Genomic DNA, 25,213 nt, shown 5'->3' on the forward strand with positions numbered 1-25,213 from the left:
ATGCCCGTTTGGTGGCGATAGCGGAGGGGTTCCACACGTACCCATCCCGAACACGACCGTTAAGCCCTCCAGCGCCGATGGTACTTGGACCGAAGGGTCCTGGGAGAGTAGGACGCCGCCAAGCGGACAACCACATTACCCGTGGTATTTTTTTTGCCCTTAATATTAATATGTCTTAGAAGGGCCTTTAGCTCAGCTGGTTAGAGCGCACCCCTGATAAGGGTGAGGTCGGTGGTTCGAGTCCACTAAGGCCCACCATATTCCCTGATAGCTCAGTTGGTAGAGCACTCGACTGTTAATCGAGTTGTCACAGGTTCGAGTCCTGTTCGGGGAGCCATTTATGGAGAGGTGTCCGAGTTTGGCCGAAGGAGCACGATTGGAAATCGTGTAGGCGCCACAAGCGTCTCGAGGGTTCGAATCCCTCTCTCTCCGCCATAAAAATTATTAGCATGGCCCGTTGGTCAAGGGGTTAAGACACCTCCCTTTCACGGAGGTAACATGGGTTCGAATCCCATACGGGTCATATCATGGAGGCTTAGCTCAGCTGGGAGAGCATCTGCCTTACAAGCAGAGGGTCGGGGGTTCGATCCCCTCAGCCTCCACCATATTATTTTCACTGACGCGGGGTGGAGCAGCCCGGTAGCTCGTCGGGCTCATAACCCGAAGGTCGCAGGTTCAAGTCCTGCCCCCGCAACCAATTTACTCTTATACATTATGTTTAGGGATAAGCTGGTATGGTGAAAATGAATAGTATATACTAATTAATGACGCGGGGTGGAGCAGCCCGGTAGCTCGTCGGGCTCATAACCCGAAGGCCGCAGGTTCAAATCCTGCCCCCGCAACCAATTTACACTTATGCATTATGTCTATGGAACCGTGGTGTAGTTGGCCTAACATGCCTGCCTGTCACGCAGGAGATCGCGGGTTCGAATCCCGTCGGTTCCGCCATTTAGTTAATTATTATTGGGGATTAGCCAAGCGGTAAGGCAACGGACTTTGACTCCGTCATGCATAGGTTCAAATCCTATATCCCCAGCCATTTATGAGAGCCATTAGCTCAGTTGGTAGAGCACCTGACTTTTAATCAGGGTGTCGAAGGTTCGAGTCCTTCATGGCTCACCATTTTCTTTAAAGTGTGCGCGTGTGGCGGAATTGGCAGACGCACCAGACTTAGGATCTGGCGTTTCACGACGTGGGGGTTCGAGTCCCTTCACGCGCACCATGTTTTTGCGGACGTGGCTCAGCGGTAGAGCATCGCCTTGCCAAGGCGAGGGTCGCGGGTTCGATTCCCGTCGTCCGCTCCATATAGATTTTGCGCCCTTAGCTCAGCTGGATAGAGCGTTTGACTACGAATCAAAAGGCCGGGAGTTCGAATCTCTCAGGGCGCGCCATTTTTATTACTAAGCAGTTATAGTATTGTTAACGGGATGTAGCTCAGCTTGGTAGAGCACCTGGTTTGGGACCAGGGGGTCGCATGTTCAAATCGTGTCATCCCGATTTTATACCTTTGCGGGTGTAGTTCAATGGTAGAACTTCAGCCTTCCAAGCTGATAGCGTGGGTTCGATTCCCATCACCCGCTTATAAAGAGAAACACTTGCCGGTATTAGGCGGGTGTTTTTTTGTATAGTTAAGCACGTATGGATACAATAGGAACTAGAGATTTTATTTGAGGAGGGGCCAATGTTTGAATTTGAAGCAAGGTTAGTCAGACCAGATACGAATGGGAGTTGGACATATCTTACGGTTCCTTTTGACGCTGAACAAATATATGAAACTAAATCAAGGATACAAGTTAAAGGAAGCCTGAATGACATTCCCTATAGAGGAACACTCATGCCGCATGGTAATGGGAAACATTTTATGGTCGTGAAAAAAGAACTGCGAGACTTAGCCCATGCTCAACCTGGAGATATAGTTCGGGTGACAATGGAACAAGATCATCAATTGCGAGAGATAGAAGCTCCAGAAGATTTTCTGGACGCACTAAGCAGCAATGAGCAGGCAGAGGTATATTATAACAGCTTGGCTTATTCCTATCGGAAGGAATATGTGAGCTGGATCGAAGGGGCGAAAAGACCGGAAACCAGAGCAGCAAGGATCCAGAAGTCAGTTAATAAGCTGGAAGAAGGTTTGAGGCTTAAATAATAGAACAGCGTCCTCCTCCTTAATATCTGGAAAGGGACGCTGCTGTAGCGGGTATATAAGGAATCGTCCTTATATAAGAACGCCTACTTCACCATTATTCACGAACTTAATGCTTTCGATCTTCACCTCTAGTTGACCTGAAGGAATCGCTAGCTGACAAGTACTGCCGAGCTCAGCCAGCAGCAGCTGCATGCCTATAGGTGACAACATAGAAATCTTGTTATCGTTAGGTTCTGCTTGGTTAGGAAATACGATGGTATAGATATCTGTAGTATTATCGTCCAAGTAACGAAGCTGCAGCTGACTTCCGATAAAGACCTGTGAATTTAAATCTTCACCATTGAACTCAGTTAGTAATTGTTCCAGCTCGGAGCAATAACGGGATAACAGCGTTTCAGCGTTGCTTCTATCCTTGCTCCGTACCGGAAAGTATTGATTTAAAAATGCGATTTTTTCCTCATCAAAATAGATAAGCTGCTGAAGCAGCTGTGTCCGTGAGCCTTCATAGATAAGACTATGGTTCATAGTAGATTTCACCCCCTCTAAGTAGCACATTCCTTGTAAACCTGTTATGGTGTGTTGCCATCTTAAAATCCCTCCTATACAAATAGAGGTCCCCCAATGGAGACCTTCTGATCAGTATACCAGCTTCTATTTGTAAATCCAATCCATTTTAAAAGGGGAATTAAAACCTTCTAAATATTGTAATGAAAACCTTTGACTATTACATACTTGGGTGCTATGATAGGCTGATGCATAGGCATTTCGTAGAAAACTGCGAAATGCCTATACTGTATTTTGAAGATATTTTTACATTAATTGTTACCTGGGGAGTGATACGCCATGTACATTTCGTTGAGTTCACATATAGATTCCAGAACTATAAAATAACTACTTAATTTATTAAAGGAGGAGATCAGGATGATTCAAGTTAAAGAGTTTGTAGATGCTGACAATTCTTATGCAGAGAATAAAGCTAATGAGTTCCTGGCAGGACTACGGGAGGAACAGATTGTGAATATCTGTTACGGTTCGGTAGTTAAATCATCACGTGATGGGGCAGAGCACCAAAGAACCACTATACTGGTCGTGTATAAGACAAATGAAAGGCAATAACTGGAACACGTTTTTTTCATGTCTATCCATTGTCTCCACGCTGGGCGTTGTGATTGTCATCATTTATTATGTTTTCAGCTAATTAGCAAAAAGAGGACCTTTCCCATCTACGGGCAAAGGTCCTCTTTAGTTTATAAGTGCATTTACAATCTTACATTCCGTCTGGTACAGATAAACCCAAACCGGATGCGATACGCTGTCCCAAGTCTGGATCAGCTTTAAAGAAATGCTCAATCTGGAGACGTTTGATATCGTTACTTTCAACAGGAGTCATAGCGCCAACGATATTTTGAACTAGACGGGTACGTTCTTCTTCAGACATTAGACGGTACAAGTCACCTGGTTGTGTATAGTGATCGTCACTATTGTAGGAGACACTATCCGCATAACCAGAGACTTCGAACGGCGATGTTTTATGCTGCGGTGATTCTTTAGGTCCTCCTAAGCTGTTAGGCTCGTAATAGGCACCGGAACCGCCATTGTTGCCCAAGGCCATACCACCATCACGTTGATAGTTCTTCACTTCTACTTTTGGACGGTTGATAGGTAAACTGTTATGGTTGGGACCAACCCGGTGACGGTGTGCATCACCATAAGCGAACAGACGGCCTTGTAGCAATTTATCAGGCGAAGCTTCAATACCAGGAACGAAAGAGCCGGGGGAGAATGTAACTTGTTCTACTTCAGCAAAGTAGTTCTCCGGATTGCGATCCAATACCATACGTCCAACCTCGATTAACGGATAATCTTTTTGCGACCAGACCTTTGTTACATCAAATGGATCAAAACGGTAAGTCTTCGCATCCTCGATTGGCATAATTTGCACGTAGAGCTTCCAAGCAGGGAAATCTCCTTTATCAATAGCATTAAACAAGTCCTCTGTATGATAATCCGGGTTTTCCCCAGCGATTTTGGCAGCAAGGTCTGCATCTAGATTCTTAATGCCTTGTTCTGTTTTGAAATGGTATTTCACCCAGACTGCATTGCCCTCGGCATTTACCCACTTGAAGGTATGGCTACCGAACCCATGCATATGTCTCAGCGTAGCTGGAATTCCGCGATCCGACATCAAAATCGTTACCTGATGCAGAGATTCAGGCGATAAAGACCAGAAGTCCCATACAGCATTCGGGTTCTTCAGATGTGTCTGTGGATCACGTTTCTGTGTATGAATAAAGTCCGGGAATTTAATCGCATCACGAACGAAGAATACAGGCGTATTGTTACCTACGAGATCATAGTTTCCTTCTTCAGTATAGAACTTCACGGCAAATCCACGAGGGTCGCGTACGGTATCAGCAGAACCTAATTCACCAGCTACAGTAGAAAAACGAATGAACAACGGTGTACGTTTGCCTACTTCAGACAAAAAGTTAGCTTTTGTGTATTGGGTTAGATCTTTTGTAACTTCAAAATACCCGTGAGCGCCAGCACCTTTAGCATGAACGACACGTTCAGGAACACGTTCTCTGTTAAAGTGGGCTAATTTCTCAAGCAAATGGACATCTTGCAGTAAAGTGGGACCGCGGTCACCGGCTGTCATTGAATTCTGATTGTCGCCTACTGGAGCACCCCAGCTGGTTGTAAGATTATTATTATTGGAGCTCATTAATAGAATCACCTCATGAGATTTGATTTTAGATTTAGTATAAGTTCTATATTAATGTTTTTTAGAGAAATTGCAACACTTTTTAAATAATTGACTCATTACAATATGTGGTAATCGTCAATACATCGTTGGCACATTCAGATATATATGATAGACAAAGTGATTAATTGCTTAGCAGAATTAAAAAAGAAACAGCGCATCCCTACCATCACTGAAGGGGTGCGCTGCATTTTTTGATATAGAAGATATTCGGTTCTTGTACTTAGGCTTTAATGTACATTCTGTTGTAATATTCATCTAACATTCTTTTGGTGGCAAACTCCGTACGGGTGGTTTCGATACTCTTTTTCATCATTTGTACCCACTGTTCACGATTCTCGTAAAAGGTTGGGAGCACACGTTTCAATAAGGTGTTGTACAGTGCATCACTATCATGCTTATCCAGAACCTCAAAGTCTGTAGTTTCGAAGCCGTCTCCAATCTGCCAGCCATTCTCGCCATCGATGCAGGCTTCCGGCCACCAGCCATCCAGAATAGAACAGTTCAATACACCGTTCATAGCTGCTTTCATCCCGGAGGTGCCGCTGGCTTCCAATGGTCTGCGTGGATTGTTGAGCCAAATATCAGCACCGCGCGTCAGCTGGGCACCAATCGTCATATCGTAATTCTCGAGGAACACAACACTCTTTGGATACTTTTTCATCATCGCTACTAGGTTACTGACGATTTTTTTACCGTTATCATCGAGTGGGTGCGCTTTGCCGGAGAATACAATTTGTATCTTTCCAGACTCCAGATAAGGTTCGATAATTTCTGGCTGCGAGAAGATCAGGTCGCTTCGTTTATATGGAGCTGCTCTGCGTGAGAAGCCGATGAGTAAATTGTCAGCATTTAAGCTAATGCCGGAACGTTCTTTGATGAACTGGATCAGTTCGCCCTTGATCTCTTTATGCACTGCCCATAAGTCTCCATCCTGTTCGTAGGCTTGCGTCATTCTATCATCTACCCAGGTAGGAGTATGGATGGCATTAGTAATGCCTATAATTTCTGATCTTCCGGCTACTTCCTTCCACATTTTATTAGCCGTATCGGCGTGTAGCTGGGCTACTGCGTTGGAAATACGTGATAGTCTTAGACCTGCAACCGTCATATTAAATGGCTCGCCGCCGATCCGCTCCATCTGGTCACGGGTTAAGCCGTTGAACGCACTCATATACTCAAGTCGGTCGAGAGGATGGGTTTCGTTGCCTTCTTTGATTGGTGTGTGGGTAGTGAATACGACTTCTTCGCGAGTGGCTTTCCACGCTTCTTCGAAGGTATGGCCTCCGGACATTTTTTCACGGATTAGCTCGATAGCCGCTAGAGCCGCATGACCCTCATTGAAGTGATAGACATCAATAGGGATTTGCAACGCACGCATAGCTTTGACTCCACCAATCCCAAGCACGATCTCTTGTGCGATCCGTTCTTCGCCGAACCAGCCGTACAATTGGCCTGTGATCCAGGCATCATTATTCTCGGGAATATCCGTATCCAGTAAATACAATGTGCTGTTGCCAAAATAATCAGTTTTCCATACTTTGCATACCACATCGGTTTTTCGGACTTTAACAGTTACCTTAACCCCTGTATCTTCAAGAAACTCATAAACATAATTGTGATAGGAGTCGTACGGATTGCCATTGGCATCAATCTTTTGGTCCGTGTAACCTTGTTTCCACTTCAGCCCAATAGGGATGATAGGGGCGTTGATATCTTTTGCACCCTTGATGTAGTCTCCGGCAAGAATGCCCAGACCTCCGGCATACATTTTGAAATCGGAATGCAGCCCGTACTCCATACTAAAATAAGCGACTGACGGTAATTTTTGTTCGTTCACTTGATAAGCCTCCTAATCACGGATTAGATTAAATTGCAGTGAAGCTGCGGGCATTATCTTAGGTGCAAACGTTTGCTCAAAATAGTGCAGGCAATCATTGTGGAAGCGATTGCACCACTATTCTAGCACACTCGATGAATAAAAGCATAACGTCAATTTGGTGAAAACAACCATTTTGAATCCAATTGAGCGGAATTGATTGATAAAGTGGACAGAAGCCCCTAAGATAAAGAGATTGAAGAAATAATTAATGGTGGTGTCTAAGTTGGATATAGTTGTGATTGGAAGCTTGAATATGGATATGGTGGTACGTACAAACCGGTCACCAAATGCAGGAGAAACCCTGATTGGACAAGCCTTTGCTCTATCTCCTGGCGGAAAAGGGGCAAATCAGGCCGTTGCCGCAGCACGTCTGGGTGCAGAGGTTAGTATGATCGGAAGAGTTGGAAAAGATACCTTTGGTAGCGAAATGCTGGAGATTATCAGGAATGAAGGCATTCATATAGAGCATATTTCTGTAAGTGAACATGAGGCAACAGGAGTCGCCTCAATCGTTATTGAAGAAGATGGAGAAAATCGGATTATCGTGGTACCTGGAGCGAATATTGAGCTTACGGTAGAGGATATTCAGGCATTGGAGGCTGTGATTAGCCAGGCTAAGATCATTGTGCTGCAGCTTGAAATGGATCTGGCGATGAGTGAGCAGGCGATTGCGATTGCCCATCGTAAGGGGATTCCGGTCATCCTTAATCCTGCACCAGCTAGAGTGCTAAAGGATGAGATGCTGGCTCAGGTATCTTACCTGACACCTAATGAGACGGAAGCCGGGATTTTGTCCGGAATGACTGTGGATAGCGCAGAGACTGCTGAGCAGGCAGCCCGTATTTTGCTGCAAAAAGGAGTACAGAACGTAATTGTAACCTTGGGTTCAAAAGGTGCCCTGATTGTGAATACTGAAGGTGCCAAGGCTGTTCCAGGCTTCCCGGTAAAGGCGGTAGATACAGTTGCTGCCGGTGACTCATTTAATGGCGCATTAGCCCAGCAGCTGGTCATAGGGAAGACCTTGGAGGAAGCCGTGAGCTTCGCTAATGCTGTAGGTGCATTGGCTGTAGGGAAAGAAGGGGCGATCCCTTCATTGCCGCAGTTGTCCGAGGTCGAGCAATTTCTAAAACTTAAATCGCTGTAGAATAGACAGTACAGGATATTCAAGATCTATACTAGATGAGATAGGATAAGGAGCTTAAATAATGAGCAGAACAGTAACCGTTAAAAATGTGATCATCGGCGAAGGAATCCCTAAGATATGTGTTCCGCTAATTGGAGCGACCTTGTCTGAGCTGAAGCAGGAAGCGGAAGCGCTGAAAGTACTGCAACCTGATTTGGTGGAGTGGCGGACGGATTTTTTTGCTGAAGTGGAAGACGTTGCAGCTGTAAAGAACGCACTAAGCGAAATCTGTTCTGTGATTCCAGATCTGCCGCTGATTTTTACTTTTCGGAGTGCAAAAGAAGGCGGAGAGAAGCAAGTCAGCACGGAATATTACACAGCACTGAATAAAGCTGCTGCCGAGAGCGGTCTAGTAGATATAATAGATGTTGAACTATTTAATGATGAGCAGGATGTAAAGCTACTGGTCGAAGCTGCTCATGCTCATAACGTGTCTGTCATTATTTCAAATCATGATTTTCAGGGTACACCTCCTAAAGAGGAGATCATCTCACGGTTATGCAAGGCGCAGGAGCTTGGCGGGGATTTGCCCAAAATTGCCGTTATGCCCCAAGATGCAGGCGATGTGCTAACTTTGCTGGAAGCTACACACATCATGAAGGAAAAATATGCAGACCGTCCGATTATAACGATGTCTATGGCGGGAGCCGGGGTGATCAGCCGTTTGGCAGGTGAAGTTTTTGGTTCAGCGCTTACCTTCGGAGCTGCACATAAACCTTCTGCACCTGGCCAGGTAGCTGTCGCTGAGCTTCGGAATACATTGTCGCTGCTGCACCGCAGTCTGTGATTTCTGCTGATTGCTATTGCCTCAAAAAAAAGGCATCCGGAGTATCCGGATGCCTTTTTCTATTTTAAAATATTGTTCGTGCGCTTACGCATTTTTTCCCGTATATACATGTACGGCATCTCTTAGAAACGCAGCGAGTCCAGGGCGGCGTTTGTCATAGTATTCGGTAAAACGTTCATCATCAACATACAATTGTGCAACACCAGCATGAGCTTCTTTGGAATAGGAATTCCAGTAGAAGGAGAGCCACTCACGGTGTAGGTCTGCACTTTTTTGTGCTAATACACTGGCAGGATCTCCATGCTCCATTGCTTGCAAGAGTGTTTCGAACATCTCTTCCTCAAGCTGTTGTATAGCGGCATATTGATCTTCTGTCATTCCTTTAAGCTTTTGGTTGGATTGATTAATGGTGTCATCTCCGTATTTCTCCCTTATTTCTTGGCCATATTTCTTTTCGTTGTCATCTACCAGCTTTTGTTTAAAGCCTTCGAATTTTTCAGTATCACTCATGGTAATTCTCCCTTCTTTTTGAGCCAGCGTCTTTTCGACGTTAGCGATTAATAGATCTAATTGCTGTCTTTTTTCCAGTAGCTTGTCATGATGCTCCCGCAGCGCTTTGGCTCCGTCGAATGAGGGCTCTGTCATAATAGCCTTGATACGTTCCAGACTTAAGCCAAGCTCCCGATAAAATAAAATTTGCTGTAGTAGATCTACTTCGGTACGGCCATAGATACGATACCCCGAAGAGTTGATTCTCGCCGGCTTAAGAATGCCAAACTCATCGTAGTAGCGCAGGGTCCGTGTGCTGATTCCAGCTAACTCTGCGAGCTTCTGCACTGTGTATTCCGTAGTATCACCTCCTACAAATCAAATGTACACCTTTACGTAACGTGAAGGTCAAATGGTTTTTTTAGCATATCCAAAACAGCGGCAGCTACCCTCTGAATGATCATGGGGAAGTCTGCCGCTGCTATGAATAAGTCTATAATGTTGAGCTATGTTGAGCTTTGCTGCTGCTTGAATTTATTTATGACCCATTTGTGCTGTGAAATAATTGTGCAATTCCTCCAGCTTACGAGGGTCCGCAAGGGTTGCTTTGTCTGAGAAGTAGTGTTCAACGACAAGGTCCCAGGTAGGTACAATTTTTTGTGAGGTCATAGCCTTTATGGCTACCTTAACTGTTTTGCGTTCTTTGGCATTGGAGAAGGTATCTACGTAATGCTGTGAACGCTCAAAATCCAGATCCTTAAACACGGCGCGGAAGATCTCTGACGTCATCCGTGCATCATCCAGCGCCCGGTGTGCAGATCCAGTAGGCTCAAGCTCAAACAATGCCATCGCGCTTTCCACGCTGACATCATTGCTAAGACCACGCGCACGAAGAACTCCTTTGAGCAAATCGAAATACGTAGCGGACATCCAGTAGGATTCGTCCATCTTGTGCATGCGCACATCCTGAATGATTCGCTTCATGTCTTCGCCACCCCAGGTAAGCAGCAGAACTCCGTCTGTACTTAGATCAAGCCACTCTCTAAAAGCAGTGATGACTTTGGGGAAGCGGGCGGCAATATCGATTTCCTCTTGAGGGATACCCGTTTTTTTCTTAATAAAGGAATTTAGGGTGGAGAAATATATAGGTTTGATCAAGGAAGAAAATTCATCCTTATACTGCAGTGAAGAGTCTAACCGGACGGCTCCAATCTCAATGACCTCCATAGGGTGCTCGCTGGCAAACTTACGGCCGTTGAATTCGATGTCCAGAATAATATAATCCACAGGTACTTGCCTCCGTTTCCATGACTGACGCTGTAGTGCTTAATACGTCGACTTCTCTATTTTAACAAAAAAAGTGATGTAATGGGGAATATGGAGACAAGCTAATATTTGCACAAAAAAATGAACCAGCGTAACATCTGCGCACTGGTTCATTTAATCACTATTAAAATTTAATCCTATAAAAGATTAATGTCCTGAATCGGCAGCAGGTTCAGGCATATGAATCGGCTGTTCATTTATAACGGATCCGTCATCAAGACGAAGCCAGGTATTGAAGTCTTGAGTGCCTTTGACCAGTTCGATGACGCGTGCTCCCCGCATAAAGCCTTCTTTTCCATAAGTATTGTAGCCGGTAGCACGGCCATAAGAAAGACGTATGCCATACAGGCTGCCGCTAAAATCGTTGATATGGTCATGTCCGCAGAAGGTGCCAAGCACATCACCCATTTCCAGCAAAGCCGAGAATAAGCCCGAGTTCACCTCAGGTGAGCATACACGCTCAAACTTATGCCCATGACAGACTTGTGTAGACCAGACATCCCGATATTCGGGAATTGGAATATGGAAGAAAGCCAAGGCAGGCAGCCTGTTCTCAGCAGTCTTCGGATTCAGCCGCGCAGATTCAGCCGTCAGCCAGTTGATCTGATTCCGCCCAACCCAATTGTAGCCCGGGATATCCTCATATTCGGAGTAGCCGCCAGAGTCCAGAAAATACAAAATAGCAGCCGAGTGGTCTTCCTGATCTTTAATTTCAAGAGTGTAATTGCCCGAGCCTTCCAGCTCTTCTGGACCGGCTTCGGTCAGGCAGTGGGGATGTTCCAGGGCAATTTGCATCAGTTCACTCTTTGAAATCAGAGTTTCTGTGTCATGGTTGCCAAATACAAAGGTCCAAGGGATGCCGGATCTCTCCACGGCAGCGACAGCCTCACGAAAAGCTTGTGCGGGGTGCTCGCATGCCTTGTTTCCCGGTGATACAGGACCCGTGTAAATAAGATCTCCCGTGAAAACCACAAGATCAGGTTGTTCCGCATCCAGAATGCGTTCCATCAGTGCCTCGGTAAGCTGATCCTCAGCTCTTCCATCCATCCAGTGCAGATCTGTAAATTGTACGATTTTAAAAGTGCCATCTTGCTGAAATGATAAACTGTGTCTCATTAGAATAATCTCCCTTACTATCGAATATTGAATAGCAAGCTGTGGAGGCGCCAACCACTCATTGCGCCAAGAGGGCGTTGAGGGATGACGTCGTTAGAAGCATAGCTATACGCAGGTCAGCCGATCCAGATCCGCTGAGTGCAATGATCTCCAGAGTTTCTACCGATCATAATATCATATTCCCCAGGCTCGAAGACCAACTGATCGTCTTTTCCGTAGAACATTAACATTTCTCTGGTGATTTCGAAGGAAACCACCTGTTTCTCATGCGGTGCGAGTGTAATCTGCTGGAAGCCTTTCAGTTCCTTGACCGGGCGCACGACACTTGCGCTGACGTCGTGGATGTAGAGCTGAACGGTTTCCTTGCCGGCGATGTCCGAAGTATTCTCAACTTCAATGGAGGCAACCACCCGATCCGCAGCTTCAACATTGAAGCTGTTGTAAGCAAACTTGGAATAGCTCAGGCCATAACCAAAACAGAACAGCGGGTCATTCGGGCAGTCCAGATAACGGGTCACATAACGCACATTAGGATACATAGGATCATAAGGACGTCCCGTTTGATAAGCATTGTAGTAGACAGGAATTTGCCCAACCGAGTAGGGGAAGCTCATCGATAAACGTCCGGAAGGATTATAATCTCCGAACAGCACATCGGCCAGCGAATTTCCTGACTCTGTACCCAGAAACCAAGCCTGCAGCAGAGCGTCGCTGGCATCAAGAACGGGTTTCAGCTCCAGTGGTCTGCCGCTGAATACAATGGTGACGACCTTTTTTCCGGTATCCTTCAGACGCCAGATCAGCTTCTCCTGATTGGCTGATAGGCGGAGATTGGATTTGCTTCCGCCTTCCCCGGTATCCTGCTGGTTCTCACCGACAGCGGCGAGAATTACATCACAATCCTTCAGCGCCTGGTAGGCGTCTTCAATTTCATCCTCCACATCAAAAACACCCTCAAGCATGCTTCCGAGCTCACCAGTCATGGCCGTAAAAATATTTTCGGCAGATGTTTTTTGCGAAAGGCCGGTGTAGAGTGATACAGCCGGATCTTTTTCTGTCCCGGCCCAACCGCCCAGCACATGAATGGAGGTGGCGAAAGGACCAGCCAGACCAATCTTCATGCCACGTTTAAGGGGCAAAGCATCATTGTCGTTTTTGAGCAGTACAACTGAGCTAGCTCCAAGCTCCCGTGCGGCCTGCAGATGCTCCGCGCTAGGTTTCGGAGCCTCATCCACCAGCGGATCTGCATCCTTAAATGGATTATCGAACAAGCCAAGCGCGTCCTTGAGCTCAAGCACCCGGATAACAGCTTCATCGATCAAGGCGATATCAAGCTTTCCTTCCTCGACCAGAGCAGCGCCGTGGTTTAGATAGTGAGTGGACATCATCTCAATATCCAGCCCAGCAGCCAGACTTTTCTCGGCTGCCTCACGGCCATCTATCGCGGCGCCATGGGGAATCAGCTCATTAACGGAATTGAAATCGGCGATGGTAACGCCGTTGAAGCCCCATTCTTCCCGTAAAATCCCGCGAAGAAGCTCGGAATTACCACTTGCCGGGATACGGTCAATGGTATTAAATGCGGCCATCACCATGGCCACACCAGCATCTACGGCAGCCTTATAGGCTGGCAGGTAGAACTCACGCAATACGCCGGAAGACATATCCACCGTGTTGTATTCCCGTCCGCCTTCGGGAGCACCGTAACCAGCGAAATGCTTCACACAGGCAGCGATGCGTCCTTTTTCTTTTAGGTCCTTGCCCTGATAACCCCGCACCATACTTTCGGTGACACGGGCATTCAGATAGGGATCCTCACCAGATGTCTCCATGACGCGTCCCCAGCGCGGGTCGCGTACGAGATCAGTCATGGGCGAGAAGGTGACGTGAATGCCGGCAGCCGCACTCTCCTTGGCGGCGATTTCAGCAAACCTTTCACAGGCTTCAAGGTCAAAGCTGCTGCCCATGGCCAGCGGAATCGGGAGGATGGTCCGGTAGCCGTGAATGACATCCGCCATGAAGAGCAGAGGAATCTTTTGTCGGCTGGTTTGCAAATGTCGGGTCTGTTGCTCGATTACATTCCGGGCTCCAATACCATTCAGAACACTTCCGATGCTCTCCATTACCTGCGGCTTAATATTCAGTTCCTTAAATGGTCCGGTTAAATCCACGGTATCGTCCAAACCCCAATAGTGAGGACCTAGCTGGGTTAATTGGGCCAGCTTTTCGTCCAGGGTCATATCGTTCACAAGATCTTGGATAAACGTTTTAGTCATGGTTAACTCCTTCCTCGTGAGCGCATTGAAAGTTAGTTTGTTAAATAGATGTGTAGTTCCCCGCCGGGCAGCGTAAGCATGATTTTATTAGCAAAACTTACGTTAGATAGGCGACTAAGGATGGGAGTGAACCGTTTACTCTCCTGGCACACAGCTCCGAGATGCGGAATGGGCCTGAGCTATAATCAGGTTCATTTGTTGTGAAAATCATAGCATTTCTCTCTTCGGATACAGGGCTGAGGCATAAATTAAATCAGAAGAGGATTGCATCATTAAGATGTTACATATGGAGACTGACATGTCTATGAATGAAAAGTATAAAAACGTTTCCACAAACGATACACCTCGATATTAGTCTGAACACCAAAAAAAGTCAATCGCCTTTGGAAAAACAGCTAATTTATATTTTTTTACGTGAAATATGTAACTTTAGTACTTGTAATTCAAAAATAAAATGAATTGACAGCGCATACATTTTGGGAGTATGCTTCTCACACAGAGAGTTTTACAGAAACACTGGAAACGTTTCTACAACACTCGATACACTTTTTTATGAAGGTTGGGCAAACTGTTTTTATTCTGGCTGCTGGACAAGAAAGGAAGGTAATTTATGCATGTGACTGAATGCATCTTTCAAATTGGAGGTGGGCACTTTGGCGAGACTGAAGCTTGTGGGTGGAAACATTGTTCGGGAAGTCATTAAGAACAAAGTTCTTTTTCTAATGTTGCTGCCTGTAATCGTATATTTCGTTATCTTTCACTATGCTGTAATGCCTGGAGCTTACGTCGCATTTGTAGATTACAAGCTCAATAAGGGGATTTTTGGAAGTAACTTTATCGGCCTTAAGAACTTTGAGTTTCTGGTTCAAAATGGGGATCTATGGAATATTACCAAGAATACGCTGCTCTATAATATCGTCTTTCTAGCTTTAGGTAATATCATTCAAATAGTATTTGCCATTATGTTGTCTGAGATCTCAGGCAAGTGGTTCAAAAAAATATCACAATCCGTTATCCTGTTACCGAATTTCATCTCCATGGTTATCGTCGGTGTGTTTGCCTACAATATATTCAATTTCAATTCCGGGTTTATCAATACGATGTTAACTGGAATGGGGCTAGACCGTTACGAGTTCTATTCCGATCCGGGCATCTGGAAATATATTATTGTGGCTTTCAAGATCTGGGCGGGTACCGGATATGGAATGATTGTTTATCTGGCAACGATCACAGGGATTAATCATGATCTGTACGAGGCTGCTTATATGGATGGAGCGACTACCTGGCAGCGAATCCGTTATATGACCTTGCCGATTCTGAAGCCAACCTTTATTCTGCTTCTACTGTTCGGTATGGGTGGAATTCTCAAGGGATCCTTTGACCTTTTCTATAATCTGATCGGTACGAACTCTGTACTGTATCCGCAGACAGATATCATCGATACCTATGTCTTCCGTTCACTGGTGGGACAATTCAACTTCTCTATGGGTGCCGCAGTGGGCTTCTACCAATCCTTATTCGGTCTGATCCTGGTGCTTGTAGTTAACTTTATTGTACGCAAGGTAGAACCGGACAGCGCTTTGTTCTAAGACTAGACACGAAACAGGGGTGATAAATATGGAAAAGAGTACAATCAAACAGGATTCCGGAAGCATTCTCATAAAAGCAGTCAGTTATATCTGTATCGCTATCTTTGCGCTATTCTGTTTATTTCCCTTCGCGTTGATGATCTCCTCATCGTTCATGAACGAGCAGGAAATTGTTCGTGAAGGCTACAAGCTGCTGCCGAAGGCATTTTCCTTTAAGGCTTACGAGATGCTATTCAACAACTCTACTCAGCTGGTGAATGCTTATCAGGTAACTATCTTCATCACCGTAGTGGGTACGGTACTCGGACTGTTTATGATGTCGATGGCCGGATTCGTGCTCAACCGTAAGGATTTCAAGTACCGCAACTTCTTTTCCTTCTTGATTTACTTTACAACACTATTCAGTGGCGGCTTGATTCCAACATACATCCTGATGGTTAAGCACCTGCATATGAAGGACAGCTTATTCGCCATGATTCTTCCGGGTGTAGTTGGTGCATGGTCCATTTTCCTGATGCGTAATTTCATGAAGGCGATTCCGGATTCCTTATATGAATCCGCTACCATTGACGGTGCTGGCGACTTTCGCATCTATTGGCGGATATTTATTCCGCTGGCGGTTCCATCCTTGGCTACTATTGGGCTTTTCTCAGCACTAGGCTTTTGGAATGAGTGGTATAACGGGATGTTGTATATTGACAGTCCGACGAAATATCCGCTCCAATACTTTTTGCAGCGAATGGTCAATCAGACGAACTTAGGAGCGCTAATCAACTCGGGAGCGGTCATCAATACTGCTGATCTTCCGACGCAATCCATCAAGATGGCTACAGCTGTGCTGGCCACTGGACCGATTATTCTTCTGTATCCATTTGTACAGCGTTATTTCGTAACAGGCCTCACCATCGGGGCTGTAAAGGGTTAATGGACGCAATCTTCTTTTCGAAGAGCGTTTATTATAAATGAAAGTTTCATAAATAGAAGAGAAAAGGGAGGCTTACCTAAATGAAAGGTAAAAAGATCGCGTCTTCTTTAATTGCTGTCCTCATGCTTACTGGAGCACTGACAGCCTGCACATCCAAGAACAACAATGAGCCGAGTAATGATCCGGCAGCCACGAAAGCTCCAGAGGCTTCAGCCAATGCAGGCGGAGTGGATACTTCCAAGGAAGCTAAGCTGGTGTACTACCTGTGGGGCAGCGAAGGAGTTAAAAATAAAGAAATCCTCGCTGAGATTAACAAGAAGCTCAAGGCTGATCTAAACGCTACGATTGAAGTGAAGTATATTGACTGGCCGGATATCGCTACTAAGTACCCGCTGCTATTTGCTTCAGGCGAAGAATTTGATATGTCGCATGCATCTCCCGGAGCTCCGGTGTCTTATTTCACATTGGCTAGTGAAGGCGCTCTAGTGGACCTTACAGATATGCTGGATAAAGTTGCTCCTAAGCTAAAAGCGGAAATCCCGGAAAGTGTGTGGGAGAATACAAAATACAAAGGCAAAATTTATGGTGTACCAAGTCTTTATAGCGAATACACACCTGCCGGTTATGCCTATCGTTCTGACTTGCTGAAGAAATATGGAATGGACAAAATCACTTCCATTGATGATATGGTTAAATACATGGATAATGTGGTTGCTAATGAGTCCTTCCCACCAATTAACGGCAAGGCAGAAGATGCAGCCAATATGTTCAGAATGCTCGTAGATACTACAGGGATGTGGCTTAACGCTCCTGGTATATCTTTGAATGAGCTGAATCTTGTGACCAAAAGTCCAGAGGACTACAAGACCGTCTTCCATCCAGCCTTCACTCAGGAATTTGAAGATTGGGCTGTGAAGATGCGTGAATGGGCGGATAAGGGTTACTGGAGTAAAGATGTGCTGTCTGCGACCCTAGGCAGCAAGGATAACTTCAGAGCAGCTAACTCCGCAGGTTATTTGACTCATGCTCAGGACTGGATCGGCCAATACGGTGCGGATTTGAAGGCGCAACCGGAATCAGATCCTTACTTCTTTACTTTTGCGGAAGCTAATAAGAAGATCAAACGTAAGATGGGCGTTGACAACTCGACTGTAATCAGCACGAACTCAGCTAATCCAGAGCGCGCTCTGATGGTGATCGAGAAGTTCATGACCGATGAAAGCTACTACAACCTCATCCAAAACGGTATTGAAGGCAAACAATATGTGATGGAAAATGGTGTTAAAAAGCAGCCTGCAGGCTTCAACGATAAAACGGACGGCGGAGGTTTCGCTGCTTGGTCACTTCGTAATGACAAATTCGTAGTTCCTACGGATACAGAAAACCCAATCCGTAACTCCTTATTCGCAGAATGGGATAAAGTGGCTATCGATGATCCTTACAATGGCTTCAGCTTTGATCCAACAAATGTTACAACTGAAATTGCTTCGATTTCCAACGTGAATTCACAGCTTGGTATTCAATTGATGCTTGGTAAAACAAGCAAAGATCCAAAAGCAGCTGTTGCAGAGTACCGCGATCAGCTGAAAAAAGCAGGAGTTGACAAGGTCATTGCCGAAGTAGAGAAGCAATTGGCTGCGTTTGTTCCTGTCAACTAAAGAAAGTTAAGGGGTGTAAGGGAGCTATAATTCGATATAGCTCCTTTACCCATAAATGGGGGAGTAAAGTGGATGTAAATATCAAGGATATCGCGCGGATTTCCGGTGTGGGCATCTCGACGGTCTCCAGGGTAATCAATAACAAGGGACCGGTGAGCAAGTCTACACGTGAGAAAGTGATGAGTGTGGTTAAGGAATACAATTATATTCCCAATTCCAACGCGCGGAATTTGAAAACTACACAATCTAAGAACATTGCACTTATGGTCAAGGGGATTACCAATCCTTTTTTCTCTAATATGATCAGAGAAATTGAACGGCAGGTCAATCTGCGGGGCTACCCGTTTCTTATCCAGCAGGTAGAGGATGGGACCGATGAAATCAATGCTGCAATTCAACTGGTGAAGGAGAAGAATCTGTGCGGGATTATCTTCATGGGTGGAACCTATGATCATTCTGAAGAGAAGTTCAAACAACTGACGGTTCCGTTTGTGCTGACAACGATCACCTCAACGCAGGAGGTGAACCCGCTTATTTTTTCCAGCGTTATTATCAATGAAACGAAGGAAGCCTATAAGGCTACCAATTATTTGATCTCATTAGGTCATACGAATATCGGCTTTTTAGCCAAGTCTCCATTATTGGATGAAACCACGGGCAACCGGCGGTATTTAGGCTACAAAAAAGCACTCGAAGAGCAGGGTCTGCCCTATGATTCAGGGTTGGTTGAGGATTGTGAATACAGTCCCAGCTCGGGATTTAATGCTGCGCGGAGACTGCTCAACAAGAACAAGGGAATTACAGCTATATTTGCCGCTTCCGACACGATTGCCATCGGTGCTGCCAAAGCGGTGCTTACCGCGGGGTTATCTATCCCTGATGACATTTCGATCATTGGCTTTGACGGGATCGAGATGGCTGAATATTATCATCCTTCTCTTGATACAATCAGCCAGCCGGGTACGGAAATGGCCTTATCCAGTGTAGGTGTTCTGTTCGACCTCATTTCCGGACGGTCAAACCATCAGCATATTGTCTATGATGCGGTATTGCTCAAGCGTGGTTCCTGCAAGATGATTAAACCTCGTTAAGATCACACTATAAACCTTTATTGGAGTGGAACCCAAATGCAAGATACACTGAGAATAGGTACGATTGTTCGTGGTGGAGAAGCCGTTAAGGTCATTCCACAAATTGTGGGGCATGGATTTGAATCATTTAATCTGAATTTTTGGCAGACCACCGGCGAAACCGATTTGATAGAAACGGCTGCACGACTGAGGGAGTTAGCTGCTGAACATGATTTTGTCATCTCTTCTGTGGGCATCTATGGCAATCCGCTGAATGGCAGCGGCGACAATGCCGACACATTGGCAAGCTGGGAGCGGCTGATTGATCATGCACATTTGTTTGGCACAGATATTATAGGCGGGTTCACTGGGCGATTGCCAGGTTTGTCCATTGATGAGTCCATCCCGAAGTTTACAGAGGTGTTCGGAGAACTGGCGAAGAGAGCGGCAGATCGTGGCCTGCGGATTGCTTTTGAGAATTGCGCTATGGGCGGAAACTGGCAGAGCGGAGAGTGGAACATCGCTCACAATCCTTCGGCCTGGGAGAAGATGTTCAATGCTGTTCCGGCAGATAATCTGGGATTGGAATGGGAGCCTTGCCACCAGATGATTGCATTGATTGATCCGCTTCCGCAGCTGCGCAAATGGATGGATAAAGTATTCCATGTGCATGGCAAGGATGCGACCATCGCTTGGGACATCGTCAAGGAATACGGTATTCATGGCCCCAAACCTTATGTATGGGACCGGACCCCTGGCTTCGGGGATACCAATTGGGTAGATGTAATCACCATCCTGCGCCAAGCGGGTTATAAAGGTACGATTGATATCGAAGGCTGGCATGATCCAGTGTATCGTGATGAGCTGGAAATGACCGGCCAGGTGCATGCATTGAATTACTTGAAATATTGCCGTGGTGGCAGCTTTGTGCCTAATCCGCTTTAAATGGTGCCGTATGAAAACAACCCAAAAATGACCTCGAAATCCACAGTGAAGTGGAGGATGAGGTCATTTTTTATAGTTAATCCTGATTTAATCCTGAATCAGATATCCTTGTCCCAGCTGTATTTCTTTGAAGCCAGCCAAATGGCGGGCTTGAAAGCGGATAGGGGTGCTGCCGCCAACCATAATGATATTTTGGATATCGGCGGCCCCTTCTGAAGGCAGGGAAAAGGCTTTGATATAGGCGTACTCTACGGCAAGCGTTGTATAAATCGCGTTGATCAGCGGGTCATGTTCACCTTTTCCCATTAGATTCATGAGAATATATCCGCTTGTGTTCAACTTCGAACGGGTAATACTGAAAAATTCACGGGAGATCAAATGCCTTGGTGTACCAGCGGCAGTAAAGGCATCCAAAATGATGTAATCATATACCTGCGGGTCTTCGCCTTCAAGGATCTGACGTCCGTCACCGATCACTACGTTATCTTGACTATATCCAAAGCAGCGGCGGCTTAATTCGACTACTTGTTTGTCTAGCTCGGCTACTTTAAATCTTTTGTCCGGAAAATGTCCGGCAATTGTTCCAATTCCATGCCCAATAAGAAAAACATCCTCAAAAGAAGGGAGGTTGAACTCCATGAAGTGAATGATGGCCCGCGGATATTCAAAGAGAATTCGTTGCGGGTCATTAAGATCCATCGCACCTTGAGTGGCATGATTCGAGAACTGCATAACACGGAAGGAGCCTTTTTCACCATATAGTTCTGTTGTGTCGTAGACGGTTATTTCATGATTTTCGCTATTTCTTTGAAGCTCTGAATGCAAGTGATCGATCTCCTTATACAATACTAATTCGTTTATATTCATTGGGTGTAACCCCGACAACACGTTTAAAAAGCTTGTTGAAGTAGGCAGGATCGCCATATCCAACCTCTGCCCCAATCTCGTGAACCTTCAGGTCCGGAGCATTCTTGAGTAGATGTTTGGCTTTGCGCAGCCGAATTTCCGTGATGTAGTCCGTCAGTGTAAGTCCGGTCTCTTGCTTGAACAGCTTGCTTAAATAGCTTGGAGTCAAAAAAACCATATTTGCCAAAGTGTTCAGATCCGCATGCTGATTATAGTTAGCGGATATCCAGCGTTTTATGGTTTCTATGGCTGTGCCGGACATCTCCAGACGATGGGTTCTGATTTCGGTCAGAATGTTTGTGAAATGAGCGGTAAACATCTCCTCAATGTCGCAAAAGCTCATGCTGGACGCAATTCTGTCATCCAACCTGAGGTCGGGAGCACTTTTATTGCGGGCCTCGAATTCTTGCAGTTCCTTTTGTGCAGTTTCTTCAACCCATCGACAGACCCGGAGAATTTGGTCAGGACCGGCTTGTTGTGCTTTCAGCACTGAGAACAGGTCATGAATCCATTCTAAGACGCCTGTCACATTCAGAATCTGCAGGTTATGGATCAGCGGTTCTCTAATTGTATTAAAGTGATCCAGGAGGTTCATCTCCGGCTGTTGAATATTCTGAATATTCGCGTAATGTACAGGCTCCGGATTATATATGCCCATGTTGCAGGCTTGTTTAGCATCTAGGTATGCCTGTCTAAGCTTGGATACCTCATTATAACAACCGCTGGTACCTACATGTAGGATCTTTCCGTGTGCAGATATCCGCATAATGTCACCGATATCTTTTAAATCGTTGTCTGACAGCGGCTCAGCAGAATATACAATCCAGACGTAGAGTCCTTTTTGAATCTCCAAGCTGTCGAAGCTCAACGCCTTCTCTTGCCGCAGACTGTCTGCGCAGGAGCAGACGGTTTCTCTGGCGCTCCCTTTGAGGACAAAGACCGAGAAATAAGGCTGGGGCAAGGTAAGGCTGGATAATAGGAGAGGGGAAGAGGGCTCTTCGATATGTAAGACTGTCAATAAAAGCCCGGAACGGTGGCGTTCTTCCTTGTCGCGCGCGAGCTGCCGTTCTTTGTCTAGCCGATAAAGCAGCTCGAACAGCTGCTCTTTATTAATTGGTTTTAATAAATAGTCTACAGCTGAGCTGCGGATGGCTTCTCGGGCATAATTAAATTCAACAAATCCACTCATTAGAATAGAGTAGATCTGCGGATGGGTGGCTTTTAACTGTTTAATCAGCTCCAAGCCATTGATTTGCGGCATACGAATATCTGTAATCACAACATCAAGTTGAAGTGTGCTTAACTTATCTAATAGATGTTTTCCGTCGGAGTAGGTGCCGATGACCAGAAATTCGGCGCTTTCTTTACTGATCATTCGGGCCAGTCCTTCGCGGATTAAGATCTCATCATCCACAATCGCAATACGCAGCAATCTGAGCAGCCCCTCTCCTAAATAAATTCATCTTCACTGTATTTAGCGTTAATATCCGCAATGCGCAGGGTAACACGAGTGCCGATTCCAAGCTCACTCTCAACAAGCAGACCAAACGAACTGCCGTAATGCAGGCGAATTCTTTCATTTACATTTCGTAGTCCAATCCCGAACCTTTCATTGTCCGTTCCAGTCTGCAGACTATTGTTTAAGGAACGAAGGGTGGCTTCATCCATACCGATCCCATCATCTTCTACACAGAATACGGCATCTCCATGCTCGCTCCATGCGGTGATGCTCAAGGTGCCCAGTCCTACCTTTTGATCCAAACCGTGAAAGACAGCATTTTCTACGATCGGTTGAAAGACAAGCTTAATAACAGAAAGATGAAGGAATTCGTCCGGCACGTCGATGTTAAGTCTGAACTTGTCTGGGAATCGGATTTCCAGCAGCTGATAATAATTTCTCACATGATCCAGCTCTTGTCTAATTGTAACAGCCTCTTCGTTTCGGACAATGCTGTAACGCATTTGAAGCCCAAGTAAATAGGTTAGCTTCGCCACACGTGGATCATCATTGCTCTCTGCAAGCATGCGGATGGATTCCAGCGTATTATAAATAAAATGGGGATTAATCTGGTTTTGAAGCGCCCGCATATCAGCCTTTTGCTTCCGTTTCTCCGTGATAGACACTTCTTGTAACAGATCTTTGATCCTTATGATCATCCGATTAAAATGACTGCCCAGCATCCCAATCTCATCATTATATTTGGAATGCTGCCAGACATCCAGATTACCATGCTGCACCCGTTTCATTAAGCGGACCAAGGATTTAAGGGGTTTGGTCAGGGCATGGGAAATTATAGTCGCAACAAAAAGTGCAAAAGCAATGATAATCAGTGTGGTCAAGATAAGCGTATTACGATTCTTTTGTACAGGGGACAGGATACGTGTTAAAGGAATCGTAACCATAGTGGTCCACCCGGTCTGTTTCGAGACGGTATACACTGCAAGATAAGACTGGCCATTCAAGTCTATTTGAAAATGATCCTGCTGCTGATTTACTCGCTGCAGCAACAGCTTTGTATTCAGAGTTTGTGTATCGGCAGCCAGATTCGGAACCGCGGAATCTTCACTGGCATAAATCAGATCTCCATTGTTATCTACAATGAACGTGTTTCCTTGCGTAACTGCATTTACGGGATCGATAATGCCCTTAAACAGATTGATGTCTACATCGAAAACGAGAATTCCTATATTCTGCAATGTGCTTACAGAGTTAATCGTACGCAGAACACTAAAGACCTCTTTATGGACATTCGAGTTGGTGCGGATCGTATGTCTGCCCTGAATGACAGGCGCTGCTCCGGCATCTTCACTCATGGTTCTCCATTTGGCTAATCGTTCCTCTGGATACAGTTCATTAATTCCAGCGTCTTTATCATAAAAGACAGAACCGTACTGATCCACCAAATACACGGCAATGATCTCTTCCTTAGTATGATTCAAATAGCTAAGGAACATCGCCATGCCCGTATTTTTTTCCCAGTCGGTATTTTGCTGTGTCAGGTAGACTTGCACATCGGTGTTATACAGCGGCAGGGCTGTATATCTTTTGAGGTCGGCAATATATCGGTCGATGGTATCTGAAGCATTCGATGTCATTTGACCCGCACCGTCAGTCGCATTCACAAGAACCGAGTTGAACATGGAGCGGGACGATAGATAACTTACATAAGTGATCGGCAGAGAGATCAGAAAGACAAAGATAACGATCAGCTTGCGCTCCATCGGTAGATTGGCAAGGAACAACCACATTTTGCGTAAAGTTAACCGGATGTATGATAGCATTTGCGTTGTTCCTTTCCTGTAATAAGCTACCTACCTTATTTGACCGCTCCACTGGTTACGCCTTCAAAGATGTAACGCTGCAGGAAGAAATATAGAATTACTGTTGGCAGCAGGATAAGCAGAATAGCCGCACAGATTAAATTCCATTCCCCCGAATTGACCCCTTGAAAACGCATTAGGATCGTCGTAACTACACCAAGGCTTTGTTTCGGCATGTAGAGGTAAGGGATGTACATGTCATTGTAAATGCTAATGGTTTTCAGAATAATCAAAGTAGCCGTAGCTGGCGTAAGTAAAGGGAAAATAATCGACCGATAGATTCTGAACAGAGAGGCACCTTCTACCATCGCACTTTCATCGAGATCCACGGGAATATTACGGATAAATTGCAGATATAAAATAATTTGAATTACATCCGCTCCAATATAAAGCACGATCGGGGCGCCAAGTGTATTGTAAAGCCCCATGCTTTTGATGATACCAAAAGTCGCCACTTGTGTCGTGATACTAGGAATAATGGTGGCTACTAGATATGCACCGAAGACAACGGGTTTCAATTTGAAAGAGAAGCGTCCCAATACAAATGCTACCATAGTGCCGAACAGAATGTTCAGAATTAAAGTAATAGCTATAATGATTAACACATTACCAAATCCGTTAAGTAGACCCCCACGCTGGAAGACGGCAGTGAAATTATCGAAATTCAAAAAGCTTTTTGGCAGTGCCATGGAGCTGCTGCTGTTAAATTCGTCAGTGGATTTAAAGGCATTGACGATGACCACATACGGAGGAAAGAGTACAACAAATACGCCGATAAGCAGCGAGAAGTATTTAATAACATCTGTGAAGCGAAATTTGGAGTATGTCAT

General features: G+C 45.5%; 20 protein-coding genes, 15 tRNA genes and 1 rRNA gene. 25 read left to right on the forward strand and 11 right to left on the reverse strand.

What is annotated here, in order from left to right; all coding sequences use genetic code 11:
* Window positions 1–7 precede the first annotated feature (7 nt).
* The 17 genes from rrf (at window position 8) to MHH89_RS26305 (ending at window position 2,146) form a co-directional block, all read left to right on the forward strand.
* Window positions 8–124: ribosomal RNA gene (gene rrf, locus MHH89_RS26225) — 5S ribosomal RNA — on the forward strand.
* 57 nt (window positions 125–181) lie between these two features.
* Window positions 182–258: transfer RNA gene (locus MHH89_RS26230), tRNA-Ile, on the forward strand.
* Between the two features lie 3 nt (window positions 259–261).
* Window positions 262–337: transfer RNA gene (locus tag MHH89_RS26235), tRNA-Asn, on the forward strand.
* A gap of 5 nt (window positions 338–342) precedes the next feature.
* Window positions 343–435, forward strand: a tRNA-Ser gene (locus tag MHH89_RS26240).
* 16 nt (window positions 436–451) lie between these two features.
* Window positions 452–523, forward strand: a tRNA-Glu gene (locus MHH89_RS26245).
* A 6-nt stretch (window positions 524–529) separates the two neighbouring features.
* Window positions 530–605: transfer RNA gene (locus MHH89_RS26250), tRNA-Val, on the forward strand.
* A gap of 15 nt (window positions 606–620) precedes the next feature.
* Window positions 621–697 (forward strand) — tRNA-Met (locus MHH89_RS26255).
* A gap of 71 nt (window positions 698–768) precedes the next feature.
* A tRNA-Met gene (locus MHH89_RS26260) sits at window positions 769–845 on the forward strand.
* 25 nt (window positions 846–870) lie between these two features.
* A tRNA-Asp gene (locus MHH89_RS26265) sits at window positions 871–948 on the forward strand.
* A 16-nt stretch (window positions 949–964) separates the two neighbouring features.
* Window positions 965–1,039, forward strand: a tRNA-Gln gene (locus tag MHH89_RS26270).
* A 7-nt stretch (window positions 1,040–1,046) separates the two neighbouring features.
* Window positions 1,047–1,122 (forward strand) — tRNA-Lys (locus MHH89_RS26275).
* 15 nt (window positions 1,123–1,137) lie between these two features.
* Window positions 1,138–1,222: transfer RNA gene (locus MHH89_RS26280), tRNA-Leu, on the forward strand.
* 7 nt (window positions 1,223–1,229) lie between these two features.
* Window positions 1,230–1,304: transfer RNA gene (locus MHH89_RS26285), tRNA-Gly, on the forward strand.
* Window positions 1,305–1,314: 10 nt separating this feature from the next.
* Window positions 1,315–1,391 (forward strand) — tRNA-Arg (locus tag MHH89_RS26290).
* Between the two features lie 32 nt (window positions 1,392–1,423).
* A tRNA-Pro gene (locus tag MHH89_RS26295) sits at window positions 1,424–1,497 on the forward strand.
* A 12-nt stretch (window positions 1,498–1,509) separates the two neighbouring features.
* Window positions 1,510–1,580: transfer RNA gene (locus tag MHH89_RS26300), tRNA-Gly, on the forward strand.
* Window positions 1,581–1,681: 101 nt separating this feature from the next.
* The gene (locus MHH89_RS26305) at window positions 1,682–2,146 is read left to right on the forward strand and encodes a YdeI/OmpD-associated family protein (protein WP_076279888.1); all 465 of its coding nucleotides are present in this window, start codon (window positions 1,682–1,684) and stop codon (window positions 2,144–2,146) included.
* 69 nt (window positions 2,147–2,215) lie between these two features.
* Here MHH89_RS26305 and MHH89_RS26310 read toward each other — a convergent pair whose 3' ends face one another.
* On the reverse strand, window positions 2,216–2,671 hold the full coding sequence (locus MHH89_RS26310) for a GreA/GreB family elongation factor (protein ID WP_036686880.1): 456 nt from the start codon (window positions 2,669–2,671) through the stop codon (window positions 2,216–2,218).
* 396 nt (window positions 2,672–3,067) lie between these two features.
* On the opposite strand from MHH89_RS26310, the gene MHH89_RS26315 reads away from it, so the two are divergent.
* The gene (locus tag MHH89_RS26315) at window positions 3,068–3,262 is read left to right on the forward strand and encodes a sporulation protein Cse60 (RefSeq protein WP_036686883.1); all 195 of its coding nucleotides are present in this window, start codon (window positions 3,068–3,070) and stop codon (window positions 3,260–3,262) included.
* Window positions 3,263–3,413: 151 nt separating this feature from the next.
* On the opposite strand, the gene katA is transcribed toward MHH89_RS26315, so the two are convergent.
* Together katA and glgP are read right to left on the reverse strand one after the other, a co-directional pair.
* Window positions 3,414–4,871: a catalase KatA gene (gene katA, locus MHH89_RS26320; protein ID WP_076187446.1), complete on the reverse strand. Its 1,458-nt coding sequence runs from the start codon at window positions 4,869–4,871 to the stop codon at window positions 3,414–3,416.
* Window positions 4,872–5,133: 262 nt separating this feature from the next.
* Window positions 5,134–6,750 carry an alpha-glucan family phosphorylase gene (glgP, locus tag MHH89_RS26325; RefSeq protein WP_076219778.1) on the reverse strand — a complete coding sequence of 539 codons (1,617 nt, stop codon included), beginning with the start codon at window positions 6,748–6,750 and terminating at the stop codon, window positions 5,134–5,136.
* Between the two features lie 256 nt (window positions 6,751–7,006).
* Between glgP and rbsK the strand changes: the two genes are divergently transcribed.
* Both rbsK and aroD read left to right on the forward strand, forming a co-directional pair.
* Window positions 7,007–7,936 (forward strand): ribokinase, encoded by a 930-nt coding sequence (gene rbsK / locus MHH89_RS26330; RefSeq protein ID WP_341088828.1) that lies wholly within the window; start codon window positions 7,007–7,009, stop codon window positions 7,934–7,936.
* A gap of 61 nt (window positions 7,937–7,997) precedes the next feature.
* Window positions 7,998–8,762 (forward strand): type I 3-dehydroquinate dehydratase, encoded by a 765-nt coding sequence (aroD, locus tag MHH89_RS26335; RefSeq protein WP_076130672.1) that lies wholly within the window; start codon window positions 7,998–8,000, stop codon window positions 8,760–8,762.
* An 84-nt stretch (window positions 8,763–8,846) separates the two neighbouring features.
* Here the strand turns inward: aroD and MHH89_RS26340 are convergent, their stop codons facing one another.
* The 4 genes from MHH89_RS26340 to bglX all read right to left on the reverse strand — a co-directional run bounded on the left by MHH89_RS26340 (window position 8,847) and on the right by bglX (window position 13,969).
* Window positions 8,847–9,599, reverse strand: a complete 753-nt coding sequence (locus tag MHH89_RS26340; protein ID WP_076187440.1) for a MerR family transcriptional regulator — start codon at window positions 9,597–9,599, stop codon at window positions 8,847–8,849.
* 186 nt (window positions 9,600–9,785) lie between these two features.
* Window positions 9,786–10,538, reverse strand: a complete 753-nt coding sequence (locus tag MHH89_RS26345; protein ID WP_036686897.1) for a 3'-5' exonuclease — start codon at window positions 10,536–10,538, stop codon at window positions 9,786–9,788.
* Window positions 10,539–10,724: 186 nt separating this feature from the next.
* A complete protein-coding gene (locus MHH89_RS26350) occupies window positions 10,725–11,693 on the reverse strand; it encodes a metallophosphoesterase family protein (RefSeq protein ID WP_341088537.1) in 969 nt (322 codons plus the stop codon).
* Between the two features lie 116 nt (window positions 11,694–11,809).
* Window positions 11,810–13,969: a beta-glucosidase BglX gene (gene bglX / locus MHH89_RS26355; RefSeq protein ID WP_076276802.1), complete on the reverse strand. Its 2,160-nt coding sequence runs from the start codon at window positions 13,967–13,969 to the stop codon at window positions 11,810–11,812.
* Between the two features lie 644 nt (window positions 13,970–14,613).
* On the opposite strand from bglX, the gene MHH89_RS26360 reads away from it, so the two are divergent.
* The 5 genes from MHH89_RS26360 to MHH89_RS26380 all read left to right on the forward strand — a co-directional run bounded on the left by MHH89_RS26360 (window position 14,614) and on the right by MHH89_RS26380 (window position 20,156).
* Window positions 14,614–15,558 (forward strand): ABC transporter permease, encoded by a 945-nt coding sequence (locus MHH89_RS26360; protein WP_305953532.1) that lies wholly within the window; start codon window positions 14,614–14,616, stop codon window positions 15,556–15,558.
* A gap of 28 nt (window positions 15,559–15,586) precedes the next feature.
* On the forward strand, window positions 15,587–16,483 hold the full coding sequence (locus tag MHH89_RS26365) for a carbohydrate ABC transporter permease (protein WP_076105429.1): 897 nt from the start codon (window positions 15,587–15,589) through the stop codon (window positions 16,481–16,483).
* 80 nt (window positions 16,484–16,563) lie between these two features.
* Window positions 16,564–18,141 carry a DUF3502 domain-containing protein gene (locus MHH89_RS26370; protein WP_076105428.1) on the forward strand — a complete coding sequence of 526 codons (1,578 nt, stop codon included), beginning with the start codon at window positions 16,564–16,566 and terminating at the stop codon, window positions 18,139–18,141.
* 68 nt (window positions 18,142–18,209) lie between these two features.
* Window positions 18,210–19,232 (forward strand): LacI family DNA-binding transcriptional regulator, encoded by a 1,023-nt coding sequence (locus MHH89_RS26375; RefSeq protein WP_036686912.1) that lies wholly within the window; start codon window positions 18,210–18,212, stop codon window positions 19,230–19,232.
* A gap of 36 nt (window positions 19,233–19,268) precedes the next feature.
* Window positions 19,269–20,156 carry a sugar phosphate isomerase/epimerase family protein gene (locus MHH89_RS26380; protein ID WP_076282125.1) on the forward strand — a complete coding sequence of 296 codons (888 nt, stop codon included), beginning with the start codon at window positions 19,269–19,271 and terminating at the stop codon, window positions 20,154–20,156.
* A gap of 87 nt (window positions 20,157–20,243) precedes the next feature.
* Here MHH89_RS26380 and MHH89_RS26385 read toward each other — a convergent pair whose 3' ends face one another.
* Genes MHH89_RS26385 through MHH89_RS26400 form a run of 4 tightly spaced genes read right to left on the reverse strand, consistent with a single transcriptional unit; the run spans window position 20,244 to window position 25,213 of the window.
* A complete protein-coding gene (locus MHH89_RS26385) occupies window positions 20,244–21,023 on the reverse strand; it encodes a spermidine synthase (RefSeq protein WP_081392565.1) in 780 nt (259 codons plus the stop codon).
* On the reverse strand, window positions 20,995–22,494 hold the full coding sequence (locus tag MHH89_RS26390; protein ID WP_076220070.1) for a response regulator transcription factor: 1,500 nt from the start codon (window positions 22,492–22,494) through the stop codon (window positions 20,995–20,997). Before MHH89_RS26390 ends, MHH89_RS26385 begins: the two co-directional genes overlap by 29 nt.
* A 17-nt stretch (window positions 22,495–22,511) precedes the next feature.
* Window positions 22,512–24,344: a cache domain-containing sensor histidine kinase gene (locus MHH89_RS26395; protein ID WP_341088540.1), complete on the reverse strand. Its 1,833-nt coding sequence runs from the start codon at window positions 24,342–24,344 to the stop codon at window positions 22,512–22,514.
* A 35-nt stretch (window positions 24,345–24,379) separates the two neighbouring features.
* Entirely contained in the window at window positions 24,380–25,213 is an 834-nt protein-coding gene (locus MHH89_RS26400; RefSeq protein WP_076130664.1) for a carbohydrate ABC transporter permease, read from the reverse strand.

Origin of the sequence: Paenibacillus sp. FSL H7-0323 (genome assembly GCF_038002725.1) — a bacterium.
In the GTDB taxonomy this organism is placed as follows: domain Bacteria; phylum Bacillota; class Bacilli; order Paenibacillales; family Paenibacillaceae; genus Paenibacillus_AQ; species Paenibacillus_AQ odorifer.

Coding starts and splice junctions, on each gene's coding strand:
- MHH89_RS26305 (WP_076279888.1), top strand. CDS start 1,682: ATGTTTGAATTTGAAGCAAGGTTAGTCAGACCAGATACGAATGGGAGT.
- MHH89_RS26310 (WP_036686880.1), bottom strand. CDS start 2,671: ATGAACCATAGTCTTATCTATGAAGGCTCACGGACACAGCTGCTTCAG.
- MHH89_RS26315 (WP_036686883.1), top strand. CDS start 3,068: ATGATTCAAGTTAAAGAGTTTGTAGATGCTGACAATTCTTATGCAGAG.
- katA (WP_076187446.1), bottom strand. CDS start 4,871: ATGAGCTCCAATAATAATAATCTTACAACCAGCTGGGGTGCTCCAGTA.
- aroD (WP_076130672.1), top strand. CDS start 7,998: ATGAGCAGAACAGTAACCGTTAAAAATGTGATCATCGGCGAAGGAATC.
- MHH89_RS26350 (WP_341088537.1), bottom strand. CDS start 11,693: ATGAGACACAGTTTATCATTTCAGCAAGATGGCACTTTTAAAATCGTA.
- bglX (WP_076276802.1), bottom strand. CDS start 13,969: ATGACTAAAACGTTTATCCAAGATCTTGTGAACGATATGACCCTGGAC.
- MHH89_RS26365 (WP_076105429.1), top strand. CDS start 15,587: ATGGAAAAGAGTACAATCAAACAGGATTCCGGAAGCATTCTCATAAAA.
- MHH89_RS26370 (WP_076105428.1), top strand. CDS start 16,564: ATGAAAGGTAAAAAGATCGCGTCTTCTTTAATTGCTGTCCTCATGCTT.
- MHH89_RS26380 (WP_076282125.1), top strand. CDS start 19,269: ATGCAAGATACACTGAGAATAGGTACGATTGTTCGTGGTGGAGAAGCC.
- MHH89_RS26385 (WP_081392565.1), bottom strand. CDS start 21,023: ATGAATATAAACGAATTAGTATTGTATAAGGAGATCGATCACTTGCAT.
- MHH89_RS26395 (WP_341088540.1), bottom strand. CDS start 24,344: ATGCTATCATACATCCGGTTAACTTTACGCAAAATGTGGTTGTTCCTT.
- MHH89_RS26400 (WP_076130664.1), bottom strand. CDS start 25,213: ATGACATACTCCAAATTTCGCTTCACAGATGTTATTAAATACTTCTCG.